At 72.1% G+C, this 17,130-nt stretch carries 12 protein-coding genes; 6 read left to right on the forward strand and 6 right to left on the reverse strand.

Annotated elements, in window-relative coordinates; translation table 11 throughout:
* Positions 1-129 precede the first annotated feature (129 nt).
* Positions 130-1,041 (reverse strand): endonuclease/exonuclease/phosphatase family protein, encoded by a 912-nt coding sequence (locus H0H10_RS32105; RefSeq protein ID WP_188184679.1) that lies wholly within the window; start codon positions 1,039-1,041, stop codon positions 130-132.
* 71 nt (positions 1,042-1,112) lie between these two features.
* Here H0H10_RS32105 and H0H10_RS32110 point away from each other — a divergent pair, with 71 nt between their 5' ends.
* The 3 genes from H0H10_RS32110 to H0H10_RS32120 are packed head-to-tail and all read left to right on the forward strand — an operon-like array spanning position 1,113 to position 5,801.
* Positions 1,113-2,609 (forward strand): hypothetical protein, encoded by a 1,497-nt coding sequence (locus H0H10_RS32110; protein ID WP_188184680.1) that lies wholly within the window; start codon positions 1,113-1,115, stop codon positions 2,607-2,609.
* Between the two features lie 47 nt (positions 2,610-2,656).
* Positions 2,657-4,243 (forward strand): hypothetical protein, encoded by a 1,587-nt coding sequence (locus H0H10_RS32115; protein ID WP_188184681.1) that lies wholly within the window; start codon positions 2,657-2,659, stop codon positions 4,241-4,243.
* Positions 4,244-4,289: 46 nt separating this feature from the next.
* Positions 4,290-5,801, forward strand: a complete 1,512-nt coding sequence (locus H0H10_RS32120; RefSeq protein ID WP_188184682.1) for a hypothetical protein — start codon at positions 4,290-4,292, stop codon at positions 5,799-5,801.
* Between the two features lie 64 nt (positions 5,802-5,865).
* Here the strand turns inward: H0H10_RS32120 and H0H10_RS32125 are convergent, their stop codons facing one another.
* The 5 genes from H0H10_RS32125 to H0H10_RS32145 form a co-directional block, all read right to left on the reverse strand.
* Positions 5,866-7,995, reverse strand: a complete 2,130-nt coding sequence (locus H0H10_RS32125) for a 3-hydroxyacyl-CoA dehydrogenase NAD-binding domain-containing protein (protein ID WP_188184683.1) — start codon at positions 7,993-7,995, stop codon at positions 5,866-5,868.
* On the reverse strand, positions 7,992-9,209 hold the full coding sequence (locus H0H10_RS32130) for a thiolase family protein (RefSeq protein ID WP_188184684.1): 1,218 nt from the start codon (positions 9,207-9,209) through the stop codon (positions 7,992-7,994). Before H0H10_RS32130 ends, H0H10_RS32125 begins: the two co-directional genes overlap by 4 nt.
* 183 nt (positions 9,210-9,392) lie before the next feature.
* Positions 9,393-10,679, reverse strand: a complete 1,287-nt coding sequence (locus tag H0H10_RS32135; protein ID WP_188184685.1) for an HRDC domain-containing protein — start codon at positions 10,677-10,679, stop codon at positions 9,393-9,395.
* A gap of 210 nt (positions 10,680-10,889) precedes the next feature.
* Complete coding sequence (locus tag H0H10_RS32140; RefSeq protein ID WP_003972894.1) at positions 10,890-11,552, reverse strand: response regulator transcription factor; 663 nt, start codon at positions 11,550-11,552, stop codon at positions 10,890-10,892.
* Positions 11,553-11,957: 405 nt separating this feature from the next.
* On the reverse strand, positions 11,958-12,635 hold the full coding sequence (locus H0H10_RS32145; RefSeq protein WP_188184686.1) for a DUF3000 domain-containing protein: 678 nt from the start codon (positions 12,633-12,635) through the stop codon (positions 11,958-11,960).
* A 163-nt stretch (positions 12,636-12,798) separates the two neighbouring features.
* Between H0H10_RS32145 and hemE the strand changes: the two genes are divergently transcribed.
* The 3 genes from hemE to H0H10_RS32160 all read left to right on the forward strand — a co-directional run bounded on the left by hemE (position 12,799) and on the right by H0H10_RS32160 (position 17,049).
* Positions 12,799-13,866, forward strand: a complete 1,068-nt coding sequence (gene hemE / locus H0H10_RS32150) for a uroporphyrinogen decarboxylase (RefSeq protein ID WP_188184687.1) — start codon at positions 12,799-12,801, stop codon at positions 13,864-13,866.
* A 158-nt stretch (positions 13,867-14,024) separates the two neighbouring features.
* A complete protein-coding gene (locus tag H0H10_RS32155) occupies positions 14,025-15,428 on the forward strand; it encodes a cellulase family glycosylhydrolase (protein ID WP_188184688.1) in 1,404 nt (467 codons plus the stop codon).
* Between the two features lie 94 nt (positions 15,429-15,522).
* Entirely contained in the window at positions 15,523-17,049 is a 1,527-nt protein-coding gene (locus H0H10_RS32160; RefSeq protein WP_188184689.1) for a ricin-type beta-trefoil lectin domain protein, read from the forward strand.
* Positions 17,050-17,130: the final 81 nt, after the last annotated feature.

The following is a 17,130-nucleotide window of genomic DNA, read 5'->3' on the forward strand; positions in this document are numbered from 1 at the left end:
CGGACCGCGGGCGTGCCCGGCCGAGCCGGACGGCTCCGACGTTCCATGACCGCCCCGTCGTCCCCGTTCCCGGTGCCCGGTCCGCTCCCCGTTCACGACGGGGGAGCCGGGTGCCGCTTCGGTGTGGCCTCAGCCGGTGTCCACACCGATCAGCAGCGCCCGGTGGTCGGAGACGCCGGTTTCGCGCACCGCGCAGCCGGACCGGGGCAGTCCGGTGAACAGGTAGTCGAGTTTGTGGCCGGACACATGCGTCGGGCGCCCCGACCGGTCGGTTGCGGATGCCTGGTCGCACTCCCGGTAGGCGCGGTAGGCGGCGGACGGCCACACCCAGCTCGACGGGTTGCGCCGGCCGGGCGGGTTCACGTTGAAGTCGCCGCCGAACACGGTGCGCCGCTGAGGCACGGCCGCGATCAGCGCTTCGAGCTGGTCGTCGCGGTACTCCCGACCGGGGTGCGCCCGGTCGCCGCCCGGCACACTCAGATGGGCGTTGCACACCCGGACGCCGACCGCCGCGACCGTCGCGCACAGAATGCCGCGGCGCAGTCCGACCTCGGGCTGGAGCGAGGGCACCGACCGCACCGAGGACAGCGGCCGGGCCGAGAGCAGGGCGAGGCCGGCGATGCCCTGTCCGCGTCCCTCGCAGCGGACCGTGCCGGTGCGCCCGGCGCTGTCGCGCCAGGTGTAGGGCCGGAAGGACAGCCGCCAGGACCCGCCGAGCGCCCTGCGCACGGACTCGGCGTGCGTGGCGCAGGCCTCCTGGAGCAGTACGACGTCGGCACCGTCGTCGACGAGCCGTTCCACCGCCCGCCGTTTGGCGGCGGCACTGCCGGTGTCCGCGCAACCCCACTGCCGGACGCCGCACATGTTCCAGGTCGCCACCGTCAGCGTGCGGTCCGCCGCGCGCAGCCGCGCATCGCCCATGGCGGTCCGCACCAGCGGCAACGCGGCGAGGACGGCCGACAGAGCGAGCACCGAGGCCACGGCGAGGACGCCGCGGCGTCGGCGAAGGCGGGGCGGGAGCGGGAAGGCCACCAGAGGCATCCCGACATCATGGCCGATCAGCCGATTCGACGCCAATACGACGATCTGCCCCTGAGACTGGAGTTCCGTACATGTCCAAAAAGCCCTCAAGCGGGCGGAAGCTGTTCAACGGGATCGAGGCGTCGGGGGCGTTTCCCGTCGAGTACCGGTTCTCCCACGCCAAGAGCGGCAACCGCCACCTCGTCGTCGTGTTCGCCAACTTCTCGGCGCCCGAGGACTACGGGTGGTCCAACGGTGTCTTCGACAACGTGCGCGCCAACATCCTGTGGATCCGCGACCGCTTCGATGGGATGAACGCCTACTACCTGTGCCGCAACATGGACTTCGGCCTGGCGGACTCGGTACAGACCCTCATCTCCAACGTGATGAGGTCGCTGCGGCTCACCCCGGACCAGGTCACCCTGTGGGGCGGGTCGAAGGGCGGCAGCGCCGCGCTGTACTTCGGACTGCGCTACGGCTACCGGAACATCGTGGCCATCGTCCCGCAGTTCCTCATCGGCGACGCCCTGGAGAAGCGGCACCCCAAGGTGTCCGCCTACATGCTCGGCGAGGGGGCGCCCGCGCACAACGCACGGGTCCTGGACGCGCTCCTGCCCGACCTGGTACGGGCGCAGGCGAACCCGGGGGCCAACATCTACGTGCTCTCCTCCCCGCAGGACGAGCACTACAGCGTGCAGGTGGAGCCGTTCCTCGGCATGTTCCAGGGGTACGAGAACTTCAACTTCATGTACAGCGAATCGCCGACGATCACCGGTCACGCCACGGTGACGCGACGGAACGTGCCGGCACTGGTCGGTCTGCTGAACCTGCTGGCCGACGGCTACGCCCCGCGCCTGGGCTTCGTGCGGCACGCCGCCGAGGAGTTCGACCGCGACCAGTCGGACATCGACGCCTACCTCTCCGCCACCTCCAAGGTGCAGAACGCCGACGCCTTCGCGCCCCCCGTGGTCACGGCGCCCGGATACAACAGCGAGGTGCCCGTCACCGGCCCCCGCTTCGCCGGCACGGCCCCGGGGGCGGTGCGGGTGAGCATGTGGGAGAACGGCAAGTTCGTGGCGTCGCCGGAGGTCGCCGCAGACGGCACCTGGTTCTGGGAGCCGGTCAAGCCGTGGGCCACGGGCAAGCACCTGGTCAAGATCTTCGCGGTGGACCCGGCGGGCTTCCACTCGGCCCGCGTCGAGGTCCCCTTCACGGTGGTGGAGGGCGCTCCGGGTCCGGTCGCCCACACCCCCGTCGCCCCGGCGGCGGCCGCCGGCACACTCCTCCATCCGCCGGTGGTCTCGGTGCCCGGACCGCAGCAGCAGGTGGGGACGTCGGTCGGGTTCCACGGCACCGCGCCGGGCGCCGTGGAGGTCCGGTTCCGGGAGAACGGCGTGCTCCTGGGCGCGGCGGCCGTCGCGCCGGACGGGATCTGGGGCTGGGACGCGGGCTGGCCGTGGCCGGAGGGGCCGCACCTGGTCGAGGTCGTCGCCGTGGACCCGGGCGGCATGGAGTCCCCGCCCGCCCCGGCCGGCTTCACCGTCCTCAACGCCCCCGCGCCCGCCGGGTACTACACGCCGCGGTACTGACCCACCGACGCCCGCCGATCCGCACAACTCACGACTGGAAGCCGCACATGCCCAAAGCAGCGTCGAAGGGGCGCCAGATCATCACCGGGATCGACACGTCCGGTGCGCACCCCGTCGAGTACCGGTTCGCCCACGCCAAGAAGGGCAACCGCCACCTGACGGTGGTGTTCGCCAACCTCGCGGCCCCGGACGACTACGGCTGGTCCACCGGTGTCCTCGACGACCTGCGGTCGAACATCCTGTGGATCCGTGACCGCTTCGACGGCGGACTCACCTACTACCTGTGCAGGGAGATGGACTTCTCCGTCGAGAGATCCGTCATCGACCTCATCGCGAAGGTGGTGAAGGCCCTCGGCCTGACCCCGGACGACGTGACGCTCTGGGGCAGTTCGAAGGGCGCCAGCGCCGCCCTCTACTTCGGGCTGCGGTACGGGTTCCGGAACATCGTCGCGTGCGTGCCGCAGTTCCTCATCGGCACCTTCGTACGGGAGACGTATCCGAAGGTCGGCCGGTCCATGCTCGGCGAAGGGCTCCCGGAGGAGAACGCGAGGGTCCTCGACGCCATCCTCCCCGACCTGCTGCGGGCGGGCGCCAGCCCCGAGGCGAACATCTACCTGGTGTCGTCGCCGCAGGACGAGCAGTACAAGGAGCAGGTCGAGCCCTTCCTGGAACTGCTGCGGCGCTACCCGAACTTCAACTACATCCACAGCGAGTCCCCGTTCGTCAAGGAGCACAACCAGGTCACCGTGCGGAACGTGCCGCCGCTCCTGGGCATCGCCTACCTGCTGGTCGAGGGCATCACCCCGCGGCTCGGCCTGACCCGGCACGGCTACGAGGAGCCCGACCGGGACACGTCGGCCATCGACGACTTCCTCGGCGCGACCGCCAAGGTCAAGAAGGCCGGAGCCTTCCAGCCTCCCGTGGTCACCGTGCCGGCGGCGGGCGGGCAGCTGCCTGCGACGGGCGCGCGCTTCACCGGGCTCGCCCCGGGGGCGGTGCGGGTGAGCATGTGGGAGAAGGGCAAGTTCCTGGCCTCGCCCCCGGTCGCCGCCGACGGGACCTGGTCCTGGGAGCCGTCCAAGCCCTGGGCCAAGGGGGAGCACCGCGTCAAGATCTTCGCGGTGGATCCGGCGGGCTTCCATTCGGCGACGACGGAGGTGCCCTTCACGGTGACGGACGGGGCCGCCGCCGCACCCGCCGGCGCCGTGCCGGCCGGCGCGGCGCCCGCCGCGGGCCACGGCATGCCGACGGGCGTGGGCGGCCCGATCCCGCCCGGCCCGGGCGCCGGGCCCGGCGTGCAGGGTGCGCGGCCCGCGTTCCCGCGCGTGCAGCCTCCCGTCGTCTCCCTGCCCGCGGCGCACCAGCAGGTGGCGGGCACGGCGGTCGGCTTCCGCGGCATCGCCCCTGGCACGGTGCAGGTCCGTTTCCGGGAGAACGGCGCGCTGCTGGGCGCGAACGGGGTCCGGCCGGACGGGACCTGGGCCTGGGAACCGGGCTGGCCGTGGTCGGAGGGCGCGCACCTGGTCGAGGTCGTCGCGGTGGACGCCGGCGGCATGGAGTCCGAGCCCGCCCGGATCCCCTTCACCGTCACCCCCGCGTCCGCCCCGGCCGGATATTTCACGCCGCGGTACTGACCACCGCCGCGACCGACGTCGAACAACTCATGAGTGGAAGCCACACATGCCCAAAGCACCGCAAGCACGCGAGCTGATCAGTGGGATCGACACCTCCGGTGCGTATCCCGTCGAGTACCGGTTCACGCACGCCAAGGGCGGCAACCGCCACCTCGTCGTCGTCTTCGCCAACTTCGGTGTCACCGACGACTACGGCTGGTCGAACGGCGTCCTCAACCCGGTGCGGGCCAACATCCTGTGGATCCGCGACCGGTTCCGCGGCATGAGGAGCTACTACCTGTGCGAGGGGATGGACTTCTCCCTGGAGCAGTCCGTGATCGGGGTCATCTCCAAGGTGATGAACGCCCTCGACCTGACCCCGGACCGCGTCACGATGTGGGGCGGCTCCAAGGGCGGCAGCGCGGCCCTCTACTTCGGCATGCGCTACGGGTTCGGCAACATCGTCTCCATCGTGCCGCAGTTCCTCATCGGCACCTATGTGCAGACCACCCACCCCAAGACCGCCCGGTTCATGCTGGGCGAGGGAGTGCCGCAGGAGAACGTCCGGATGGTCGACGCGCTCATCCCGGACCTGGTGCGCTCGGGCGCCGGCCGGCACGCCAACATCTACCTGCTGTCCTCGCCGCAGGACGAGCAGTACAAGGAGCAGGTCGAGCCGTTCCTCGGACTCTTCCAGGGGTACGACAACTTCAACTTCATCTACAGCGAGTCCCCCTACATCACCCGCCACTCAGAGGTCACCAGGCGCAACGTCCCCTTCCTCATGGGCCTCATCAACATGCTCGCCGACGGGCTTCCCCCGCGACTCGGCATGGTGCGCAACGGGTACGAGGAGCCCGACCGCGACAAGTCGGCCATCGAGGCCTATCTGTCGGACACCTCGCAGGACAAGCCCAGCGACCTCGCCCTGCCGGTGGTCACCCATCCGGCGCCCAACTCCGAACTGCCCACGGACGGCGTGTACTTCACCGGAGTCGCCACGGGCGCCGTACGCGTGAGCCTGTGGGAGCACGGCAAGTTCCTGGGCTCACCGTCCGTGGCCGCGGACGGCACCTGGTCCTGGAAGCTGAGCAAGCCCTGGAGCAAGGGCAAGCACCTGGTGAAGGCCGTCGCCTGGGACGCGGCCGGCGGTCACACCAAGGGTGTCGCCGTCGCGTTCACCACGGTGGACGGTGCGTCGGCCGCCGCCATGACCGGAACGCCGGCGCAGGGCGGCACGCCGGGCGGAGCGCCCCGCATGGACGGGCAGGGGCTGCCGCAGTCGCCGACGGTCCAGTCCCCGCAGGCGTACGAGCAGATCGCGGGGCCGTCGGTGCGCTTCACCGGCCTCGCCCGGGGGGCCGCCCAGGTGGGGTTCCGGGCCGGCGGCACGCTCCTGGGCGCGAGCCCGGTCGCGGTCGACGGACGGTGGGCCTGGGACTCCGGATGGCCCTGGCAGGAAGGCAGGCACACCGTTGAGGTGTTCGCCGTGGACGCCGCGGGGACCGAGTCCCCGGCGACCCTGGTGCCGTTCGCCGTCGCGCACGCCACGGCGGGTGCGCCGCACTTCGGCTACTGACCGCTCCCAGAGCGCGAGAAGGGGCCCCGCCTTCCGGCGGGGCCCCTTCTGCGGCGTACGGGGACTACGCGGGAACGCTCGCCACCCCCGGCTCCAGGAACCGCTTGCCGTTCACCCGCTCGGCGACACCCTCACGGTCCAGGTACGGCGTGATGCCGCCCAGGTGGAAGGGCCAGCCGGCGCCGGTGATGAGGCAGAGGTCGATGTCCTGGGCCTCGGCGACGACGCCCTCGTCCAGCATCAGGCCGATCTCCTGGGCCACCGCGTCCAGGACGCGGGCGCGGACCTGCTCCTCCGTCAGGACCGTGTCGCCCTGCTTGAGCAGCGCGGCGACCTCCGGGTCCAGCTCGGGCTTGCCGCTGTCGTAGACGTAGAAGCCGCGCTTGCCCGCCTCGACGACCGCCTTGAGGTTCGGGGAGACGGTGAAGCGGTCCGGGAACGCCTTGTGGAGGGTCTCGGAGACGTGCAGGCCGATCGCCGGACCGACCAGCTCCAGCAGCACCAGCGGCGACATCGGCAGGCCCAGCGGCTCGACCGCCTTCTCCGCCACGTCGACCGGCGTGCCCTCGTCGATGACGTTCTGGATCTCGCCCATGAAGCGGGTCAGGATGCGGTTCACGACGAACGCCGGGGCGTCCTTGACCAGCACCGCGGTCTTCTTCAGCTTCTTGGCCACCGCGAACGCGGTCGCGAGCGAGGCGTCGTCGGTCTTCTCGCCGCGGACGATCTCCAGCAGCGGCAGGATCGCGACCGGGTTGAAGAAGTGGAAGCCGACGACCCGCTCGGGGTGCCGCAGCTTCGACGCCATCTCCGACACCGACAGCGAGGAGGTGTTCGTCGCCAGGATCGCGTGCGCCGGGGCGACCGCCTCGACCTCCGCGAACACCTGCTGCTTGACGCCCATCTCCTCGAACACGGCCTCGATGACGAAGTCCGCGTCCGCGAAGCCCTCGGCCTTGTCCAGGACACCGGTCACCAGGGCCTTGAGGCGGTTGGCCTTGTCCTGGTTGATCCGGCCCTTGCCGAGCAGCTTGTCGATCTCGGCGTGGACGTAGCCCACGCCCTTGTCGACGCGCTCCTGGTCGATGTCGGTGAGGACGACCGGGACCTCCAGGCGGCGCAGGAAGAGCAGCGCCAGCTGGGAGGCCATCAGGCCGGCGCCGACCACGCCCACCTTGGTGACCGGACGGGCCAGGTTCTTGTCCGGGGCGCCCGCCGGGCGCTTGCCGCGCTTCTGCACCAGGTTGAAGGCGTAGATGCCGGCGCGCAGCTCGCCACCCATGATCAGGTCGGCGAGGGCCCGGTCCTCGGCTTCGTAGCCCTGCTGGAGGTCGCCGTTCTTGGCGGCGGCGATGATGTCCAGGGCGCGGTAGGCGGCCGGGGCGGCGCCGTGCACCTTGGAGTCGGCGATGAAGCGGCCGCGCTCGACGGCCTGGTCCCAGGCCTCGCCGCGGTCGATCACCGGGCGCTCGACCGCGATCTCGCCCTTGAGGACGGACGCGGTCCAGATCAGCGACTGCTCCAGGAAGTCGGCGCCCTCGAAGATCGCGTCCGCGATGCCGAGCTCGTGGACCTGCTTGCCCTTGAGCTGCTTGTTCTGGTTGAGGCTGTTCTCGATGATGACCGAGACGGCCTTGTCGGCGCCGATCAGGTTCGGCAGCAGCGTGCAGCCGCCCCAGCCGGGGACCAGGCCGAGGAAGACCTCGGGGAGCGAGAACGCCGGGAGGGCGGCCGACACCGTGCGGTAGGTGCAGTGCAGGCCGATCTCGACGCCGCCGCCCATGGCCGCGCCGTTGTAGTACGCGAAGGTGGGCACGGCCAGCCTGGACAGCCGCTTGAAGACGTCGTGGCCGCCCTTGCCGATGGCCAGCGCGTCCTCGTGCCGCTTCAGCAGCTCGACGCCCTTGAGGTCGGCGCCGACCGCGAAGATGAACGGCTTGCCGGTGACGCCGACGCCGACGATGTCGCCGTCCGCGGCCTCCTTCTCGACCTGGTCGATCGCGGCGTCGATGTTCGCCAGCGACTGCGGGCCGAGCGTGGTCGGCTTGGTGTGGTCGTGGCCGTTGTCCAGGGTGATCAGGGCGAAGCGCCCGGCGCCCAGGGGCAGGTCGAAGTGGCGCACGTGGGCGCTGGTGACGACCTCGCCGGGGAACAGCTCGGCCGCACCCTTCAGCAGCTCTGCGGTGGTGCTCACTTGTCCCCCTCGAAGTGCGGGTTCTCCCAGATGACCGTCGCGCCCATGCCGAAGCCGACGCACATGGTGGTCAGGCCGTAGCGGACGTGCGGCTGCTCCTCGAACTGGCGGGCCAGCTGCGTCATCAGCCGGACGCCGGAGGAGGCCAGCGGGTGGCCGAAGGCGATGGCGCCGCCGTACTGGTTGACGCGCTCGTCGTCGTCGGCGATGCCGTAGTGGTCCAGGAAGGCCAGGACCTGGACGGCGAAGGCCTCGTTGATCTCGAACAGGCCGATGTCGGAGATGGACAGGCCCGCCTGGGCCAGGGCCTTCTCCGTGGCCGGGATCGGGCCGTAGCCCATGACCTCGGGCTCGACGCCGGCGAAGGCGTAGGAGACGAGGCGCATCTTGACCGGCAGGTTGTTCTCGCGGGCGAAGTCCTCGGACGCGATGATCGAGGCGGTGGCGCCGTCGTTCAGACCGGCCGCGTTGCCCGCGGTGACCCGGCCGTGGACGCGGAACGGCGTCTTCAGGCCGGCCAGGTTCTCCAGGGTGGTGCCCGGGCGCATCGGCTCGTCGGCGGTGACCAGGCCCCAGCCGGTCTCGCCGCCCTCGGGGTTGGTGCGGCGCACCGAGATCGGGACCAGGTCGGCCTGGATCTTGCCGTTGGCGTACGCCTTGGCGGCCTTCTCCTGCGAGCGCACCGCGTACTCGTCGGCGCGCAGCTTGGTGATCTGCGGGTAGCGGTCGTGCAGGTTCTCCGCGGTCATGCCCATGAACAGGGCGGACTCGTCGACCAGCTTCTCGGAGACGAACCGCGGGTTCGGGTCGACGCCCTCGCCCATCGGGTGGCGGCCCATGTGCTCGACACCGCCCGCGATGGCGACGTCGTACGCGCCGAAGGCGACCGAGCCGGCCACCGTGGTGACGGCGGTCAGGGCGCCCGCGCACATGCGGTCGATGGAGTAGCCGGGGACCGAGGTGGGCAGGCCCGCGAGGATGCCGGCGGTGCGGCCGATGGTCAGGCCCTGGTCGCCGATCTGGGTGGTCGCGGCGACGGCGACCTCGTCGATCTTCTTCGGGTCGAGACCGGGGTTGCGGCGCAGCAGCTCCCGGATCGCCTTCACGACGAGGTCGTCGGCGCGGGTCTCGTGGTAGATGCCCTTCGGGCCCGCCTTGCCGAACGGGGTGCGGACGCCGTCGACGAAGACGACGTCCCTGACGGTACGAGGCACGATGGCTCTCCTCCAGGGTGCGGGATGGCACTGCTGCGGCACGCATGCACTGAGCGCGCGCTCAGGCCCATGCTACTTGTGGGTAACGTAGCTGCCCAGTCCCCCCGGCTGGAGCGGTGAAGGTCACACCACCGGGCGGTCGCCCCGCACCTGGATCCTGGCGGGTAGCTGCCGCCTCCGCTCCTACGACACGCCCTGTGCCAGTGCCGCCACCAGTACCGGGGTCACCTGCTCCACCTGCCAGGGCCGGGCGCCGTGGCCGGCGAGTGCCGCGCCCACCGACTCCGCGTCGACCGGCTTCGGCGGCTCCCAGCAGACCCGGCGCACCGTGTCCGGCGCGATCAGGTTCTCCTGCGGCATGGCCAGCCGCTCCGCCAGCGCCGACACCCCCGCCCGCGCGGCGGACAGCCGGGCCGCGGCGGCCGGGTCCTTGTCGGCCCAGGCGCGCGGCGGCGGGGGACCGGCGACCGGCTGCCCGGGCTGCGGCAGCTGGGACTCCGGCAGGCCCTTCGCCCGGTCGACCGCCGCCTGCCACTGCTCCAGCTGCCGGCGGTTGACCCGCCCGAACCCGTTCAGCGCGGCGAGCGCGTAGGCGTTGGCCGGCATCGCGAGCGCCGCCTCGACGATCGCCGCGTCCCCGAGGACCTTGCCCGGCGAGACGTCGCGGCGCTGCGCGATGCGGTCCCGGGTCTGCCACAGCTCCCGGACGACGGCGAGCTGCCGCCGCCGGCGCACCTTGTGCATCCCGGACGTACGGCGCCACGGGTCCTTGCGGGGCTCGGGCGGCGGTGCGGAGGCGATGGCGTCGAACTCCTGCCGGGCCCACTCCAGCTTGCCCTGCCGGTCCAGCTCCTTCTCCAGCGCGTCGCGCAGGTCGACGAGGAGTTCGACGTCGAGCGCGGCGTAGCGCAGCCACGGCTCGGGCAGCGGGCGCGTCGACCAGTCGACGGCCGAGTGACCCTTCTCCAGCACGAACCCCAGGACGTTCTCCACCATCGCGCCGAGACCGACCCGTGGGAACCCGGCGAGCCGTCCGGCGAGCTCGGTGTCGAACAGGAGGGTGGGCACCATCCCTATCTCGCGCAGGCAGGGCAGGTCCTGCGTGGCGGCGTGCAGCACCCACTCCGCGCCGGAGAGCGCCTCTCCCAGCCCCGACAGGTCGGGACAGGCCACGGGATCGATCAGTGCCGTCCCGGCGCCCTCGCGGCGCAGCTGCACCAGGTAGGCGCGCTGTCCGTAGCGGTAACCGGAGGCGCGCTCGGCGTCGACGGCGACCGGGCCGCTGCCGGCGGCGAACGCGGCGGTCACCTCGGCGAGGGCGGCCTCGTCCGTGATCACCGAGGGAATGCCCTCGCGCGGTTCGAGCAAAGGTATCGGCGCCTCCGTAGCAGAAGATCCGGCGTCGTCCGGAGGGGCGCCTCCGGTGGTTCGCAGTGAACGGTCTGCTGCGGTTTCGTGGGCGTCGGTCACCTGTCAAGAGTATCCGTGTATCGCCGGCGCCCGCCGACGGAACGTTCCGTCGGCGGGCGCCGGGGGGTCGTAAACCAGTCAGCTCGGTGAAAGACCGGCTCACGGCCGGCGGCGGCGGGCGGGCGGGACCGGCGGGCGGTCCCGTTCACGCGGGTGAACGGTGGGGGCGGTGGGGGCGGAGGGGGGCGGACGGAAGGGGCTCGGTGGGGTTCAGTGGATGATGCCGGTCCGCAGCGCGACCGCGACCATCCCGGCGCGGTCGCCCGTGCCGAGCTTGCGGGCGATGCGGGCGAGGTGGCTCTTGACGGTCAGTGCGGACAGGCCCATCGAGACGCCGATCGCCTTGTTCGACTGGCCCTCCGCGACCAGTCGCAGCACCTCCACCTCGCGGCCGGACAGCTCGCGGTAGCCGCCCGGGTGGCTCGGGGCACCCGGGGGGCGGCGGTGGAGACGGGCGGCGGCGGCGCCGATGGGGGCGGCGCCCGGTCGGGTGGGGAGCCCGACGTTGGTACGGGTGCCGGTGACGACGTAGCCCTTGACGCCGCCGGCGAGGGCGTTGCGTACGGCGCCGATGTCGTCGGCGGCGGACAGGGCGAGCCCGTTGGGCCAGCCGGCGGCGCGGGTCTCGGACAGCAGGGTGAGGCCGGAGCCGTCGGGGAGGTGGACGTCGGCGACGCAGATGTCGCGGGGGTTGCCGATGCGGGGGCGGGCCTCCGCGACGGACGAGGCTTCGATGACATCGCGCACACCGAGCGCCCAGAGATGGCGGGTGACGGTGGAACGGACACGTGGGTCGGCCACGACGACCATGGCGGTCGGCTTGTTGGGGCGGTAGGCGACCAGGCTTGCAGGCTGCTCGAGGAGAACGGACACCAGGCCTCCTGGGTGCGGGACGGGGTCGGCTCGTGGGGAAAAGCCGGGACGAACCGTGCTTTCAAGGTCACAGTCGTCTTCGGCACCGAACCGGTCCGCCTTTAGGGAATGATCACGATCCAGTGAGTAACAATCTGCGCAATTCGGACACGCGATCGATCATTCGAAGATCGGACGGTGTCGCTCTGAGTCGATACGCGCTCGAAAGTGGTCGTATCGACAAAGTGACGGACGGCCCTCCGGCTGGCCGGAGGGCCGGAGAGTCGGAGAGGCCCGGGGGCGGGCGGGTGAGCCGGTGGGCTGGAGGGCCGGTGGGCCGTGGGCTGGAGGGTCGGCGGGCCGGGGGCCGGGGGCCGGAGGAGCCCCGCGGAGCGGCCCGGTGGGCCTACCGTGGCTGCGGTTCGCTCAGCGTGACTGTGGTCCGCGGCGCTGGGGCAGTGTCACGACCGACGCGTCCCCCGGGCCGGCCGGTGGCAGGCCCGCGACCTGGGCCAGCAGGTCGCACCAGGAGGCCAGGTGGGCGGCGGTGTCCGGGATGCCGCCCAGGCCCTCCCGGGGCGTCCAGGACGCGCGGATCTCGATCTGCGAGACGGCCGGGCGGTCCGCGAGGCCCCCGAAGTAGTGGGAGCCGGCGCGCGTGACGGTGCCGCTCGGTTCGCCGAAGGCCAGACCGCGTGCCTGGAGGGCGCCGGTGAGCCAGGCCCAGCACACGTCGGGCAGCAGCGGGTCGGCGGCCATCTCCGGCTCCAGCTCCGCGCGCACCAGCGTCACCAGCCGGAAGGTGCCCTGCCAGGCGTCGTGCCCGGCCGGGTCGTGCAGCAGCACCAGGCGCCCGTCGGCCAGGTCCTGGTCGCCGTCGACGACCGTCGCCTCCAGCGCGTACGCGTGCGGGGCGAGCCGCTGCGGCGGCCGGGTCGCCTCCACCTCGATCTGCGGCCGCAGCCGCGCGGACCTCAGGGCCTCGACGGCGGCGGCGAACGGCGGCGGAGCCGCACCGCCCCCGTGCCGGACGCCCCCCTCGGTGTCCTTCGGTTCTTCCATTCCGCCAGCGCCGTCCGACAGTCGTCCCTGAGCCGCAGCCATGCGGGGAAGATTAAGCGGAACGCGGCCGTGGCGCAGGGAGGGACACCCGCGTGCGGGCGCGATGTCCGGATCACGCGGCTCCCCGGGGGCGCGCCCGGGACGCCGGGCCGGGTGTGCGCCCCGCGGTCCGGCGCTGTCGGCCGGACGTGCGAGACTTGCCGACGTGAGTGCCAACCAGAGCCCCGCGGGCAAGCCGCCGACAGCCACGTACGAGTCCGCTTTCCTCAAGGCGTGCAGGCGCGAGGCCGTGCCGCACACGCCGGTGTGGTTCATGCGCCAGGCCGGGCGCTCGCTGCCGGAGTACCGCAAGGTGCGCGAGGGCATCCCGATGCTCGAGTCCTGCATGCGGCCGGAGCTGGTCACCGAGATCACCCTCCAGCCGGTGCGCAGGCACGGCGTGGATGCGGCGATCTTCTTCAGCGACATCGTCGTCCCGCTCAAGGCCATCGGCATCGACCTCGACATCAAGCCGGGCATCGGCCCGGTCGTGGAGAACCCGATCCGCTCCCGCGCGGACCTGGCGCGGCTGCGCGACCTGACCCCCGAGGACGTCACCTACGTCACCGAGGCGATCGGCCTGCTCACCCGCGAGCTGGGCGGCACCCCGCTCATCGGCTTCGCGGGCGCGCCCTTCACGCTCGCCAGCTACCTCGTCGAGGGCGGCCCGTCCCGCAACCACGAGCACACCAAGGCGCTCATGTACGGCGACCCGCAGATGTGGGCCGACCTGCTCGACCGGCTCGCCGGCATCACCGCCGCCTTCCTGAAGGTGCAGATCGAGGCCGGAGCGAGCGCGGTCCAGCTCTTCGACTCCTGGGTCGGGGCCCTCGCCCCCGCCGACTACCGCCGCTCGGTGCTGCCCGCCTCGCGCAAGGTCTTCGAGGCCGTCGCCGGGTACGGCGTGCCGCGCATCCACTTCGGCGTCGGCACCGGTGAGCTCCTCGGGCTGATGGGCGAGGCCGGCGCGGACGTCGTCGGCGTCGACTGGCGCGTCCCGCTGGACGAGGCGGCCCGCCGTGTCGGCCCCGGCAAGGCGCTCCAGGGGAACCTCGACCCGGCCGTCCTCTTCTCCTCCCGTGAGGCGGTCGAGACCAAGACCCGCGAGATCCTGGACGCGGCGGCCGGCCTGGAGGGCCACGTCTTCAACCTCGGCCACGGCGTCCTGCCGTCCACCGACCCGGACGCCCTGACCCGGCTCGTGGAGTACGTGCACACGCAGACCGCCCGCTGATCCGGCGGCCGCAGCGGCGGCGCACGCCAGGACCCGTCCGCGTACCGGTCCCCGAGACCGGTACGGGGACGGGCGGGCTTCGTGCGCGCACTCTTGAACAATTGTCAGCTTCCCTGATGTGATCTGCGGCACTGCCGACCGACCGTGCCGGAGGTCCCGTGTACCGCCGTCTGCTCGCCGCGCTCGTCTGCACCCTCCTGCTGTCCACCACAGCCGCCCACGCGAAGACCGCCGTCGAGGACCGGGACCCGCCCCTCGGCATACCCCGGCTCACGGACGACCGGGGCCGCGAGCTGACCCTGCGCGGCTGGAACGTCGAGGACAAGACCCACCGTGGCGAGGCCGCCCTGTCCGCGATCACCGAGCGGCACTTCCGAGACCTGCGGGCCCACGGCTTCAACTTCGCGCGCCTGCTGGTCTTCTGGGACGACCTCGAACCCGAGCGGGGCCGCTACAGCGAGCGGTACCTCCGCAAGATCGAACGCGTTCTCGGCTGGGCGCACAAGTACCGCGTCCAGGTGCTGGTCGACGCGCACCAGGACGTCTTCGGGCCCGCCTTCGGGCACCGCGGCATCCCCGAGTGGGCGACGAGGACCGATGGACTGCCCTTCGCCCCGCACCCCGACGACTGGTTCGCCGAGTACTTCGAACCGGCCGTGCAGCGGGCGTTCACCCACCTCTACGAGGACCCGGACCTGCGGCGCGCCCAGGCGGACATGTGGCGGGTGCTGGCCGGGCGCCTCGGAGACCACCCGGCCGTCCTCGGCTACGACCTGATCAACGAGCCCATGGGGGAGCTCGCGCAGGGCGAGGACCTGCCGACGGCCGCCCGGCGCATCGAGCGCGACCAGCTCACCCCGCTGTACAACCGCCTCGCCGACGCCGTCCGCTCCGTCGACGACGACTCCTGGATCTTCTTCGAGCCGACCCCCATCGTGGGGGAGGGCGTCCCCACCGGCCTCGGCCGGATCGACGACCCGAAGGCCGTCTACGCGCCCCACTTCTACAACACGGCGATGGAGGCGGGCGCCGACTACGACCCGTCGGCCGGCTGGATCGAGGCGTACGAGTCCGCGGTGACCGTCTACCCGCGCACGTACCGCGTCCCCGTCGTGGTGGGGGAGTGGGGGCCGCTGAACAACTCCCTGCCGAACATGGGGCGTTTCTACCGCGACGCCCTGTCGTCCCTGAACCGCTACGGCTCCGGCTGGGCGGGCTACGTCTGGTGCTACGGCGGCGGGTACTGCGCCGTCGACGCCGAGGGGCGCTTCCGTGCCAACAAGGAGCAGACCGCGGCCCCGTACGCGCAGGCGGTCGCGGGCCGGACCGGCACCGCGTCGTACGAGCCGGACAGCCAGACCTTCACGTTGGCGTACCGGGCCGGGGGCGGGGTCACCGAGATCTCCGTGCCGCCCCGGGCCGGCGGCTGGCGCATCGAGCTGACCGGGCCCGCCCGGACCGCCACGCCCGTCCTGCCCGGGGACCGCGCGGCGACCGCCCGGGTGCAGGCGCGGCCCGGCGCCCAGGTCACCGTCGTCGTCACCCCGCGCCGGGCACGATGAACCCGCAAAAGTTGAGCACTTGTCTTGTTTCGAGTGTTCCCAGCGCGTCTACCGGCCAGTACAACCTCCTGGTATCCCACATCCAGGAGGTGCAGTGAAGGGCAAAAGGTACAGACGCCACTGGCTGACCCTGGCCGCCGCGGCAGCGGTGGCCTGCGCGACGGCGACCATCGCCGCCCCCGCCCAGGCCGCCCCGCAGGCCGGCCCCCGGACCGTCTCCTCCGTACCCCTGCCGCCCGAACTGGAGGCCATCCGCGCGGCCGAGGCCACCAAGCTCTACGGAAGCCCCGCCGAACGCCCCCTCGACGACCGCAGGACCAGCCTGATCTCACTCGGCGACAGCGAGATCTCCGGCGAGGGGACCGGCACCTACGAGCCCGGCACCAACGGCCCCGACAACTGGTGCCACCGCTCGCCGGACGCCGCCATCCACCGCACCGGTATCCCGGCCGACCTCACGTTCAACGTCTCCTGCTCCGGCGCCTCCACCGCCAACATCCGCATCGGCGGCTCCCGGCAGTACGCCGACGAACTCGTGCAGAGCGACAGCCTCGCCATCAAGGCGCGCAACACCCGCATCAAGATGGTGCTGCTGGTCGCCGGCGCCAACGACGACCTCCAGTTCGGCCCCGTCATGACCGACTGCGTCACGCGCTACCTGCTCAGCCAGGGCCCCTGCGAACCGAAGTACGCCCCCGGCTGGCAGGCCCGCGTCGACGGCCTGGTGCCCAAGGTCGAGCAGACCGTGCGCGACCTGAAGAGCGTGATGAGGGACGCGGGTTACGCCGACGGCGACTACAAGCTCGTCCTCATGGGCTACCCCAGCCCCATCGGCCCCGACTTCCGCGACAACCCGGACTTCTCCGGCAAGCTCGCCTGCGGCGGCCTCGGCTACGACTCCGACACCGTCTGGGGCCGCAACAGCGCCGTCCCCGCCTTCGAACGCGGAATGCGCAAGGCGGCGGCCGACACGGGTGCGACCTACCTCGACAACTCCCGGCTCTTCCACGGTCACGAGGTCTGCATGGAGGACACCTGGGCCCGGGGCGCCTACATCGACCTCTCCAAGCCCGGTCTCCCGGACGCCAACTCCCTCCGCCAGTCCTTCCACCCCAACCAGCGCGGCCACGCCGCCTTCGCCTCCTGCCTGACGCAGCTGTACGAATCCGGCGCCGACGAGGCGAGTTGCGCCGACGTCGACTCCTCCGGGAAGCCGGTCCTCGTCCCGTACGCCTGGGACACGGCCTACCAGCCGCTGAGGAACCGGGCGACGGGCACCTGCGTGGACGCCGACGCCGCCAAGAGCGCCAACGGCACCCGGGTGCTCGGCTGGGAGTGCCACGGCGGACGCAACCAGGGATGGTGGTACGACCCGGCACGCGGAACCATCCACACCGAGCTGACCCAGGACCGCTGCCTGGACGTCCCCGACGCCACGTACCCGGCCGGCACGGGCCTGGTCCTGTGGAACTGCCACGGCGGGACGCACCAGAAGTTCGTCCGCGACGGAGCCACGATCCGGCCGGCGGCCGCGCGCGGGCTCTGCCTCACCCTGGCGGGCGCGACCGAGCCGCTGAGGATCCGCGACTGCGACGGCTCGGCGAACCAGCAGTTCGCCTAGGCGCTGCCACCGCCCCCACCCGCGGCTCGGTGGGGGCGACGGCCTCCCGGCCGGTCTCCGCCGACGCGCTCGTGCTGCGCA

It is taken from the genome of Streptomyces griseicoloratus (assembly GCF_014534645.1).
GTDB classification, from domain to species: Bacteria; Actinomycetota; Actinomycetes; order Streptomycetales; family Streptomycetaceae; genus Streptomyces; species Streptomyces griseicoloratus.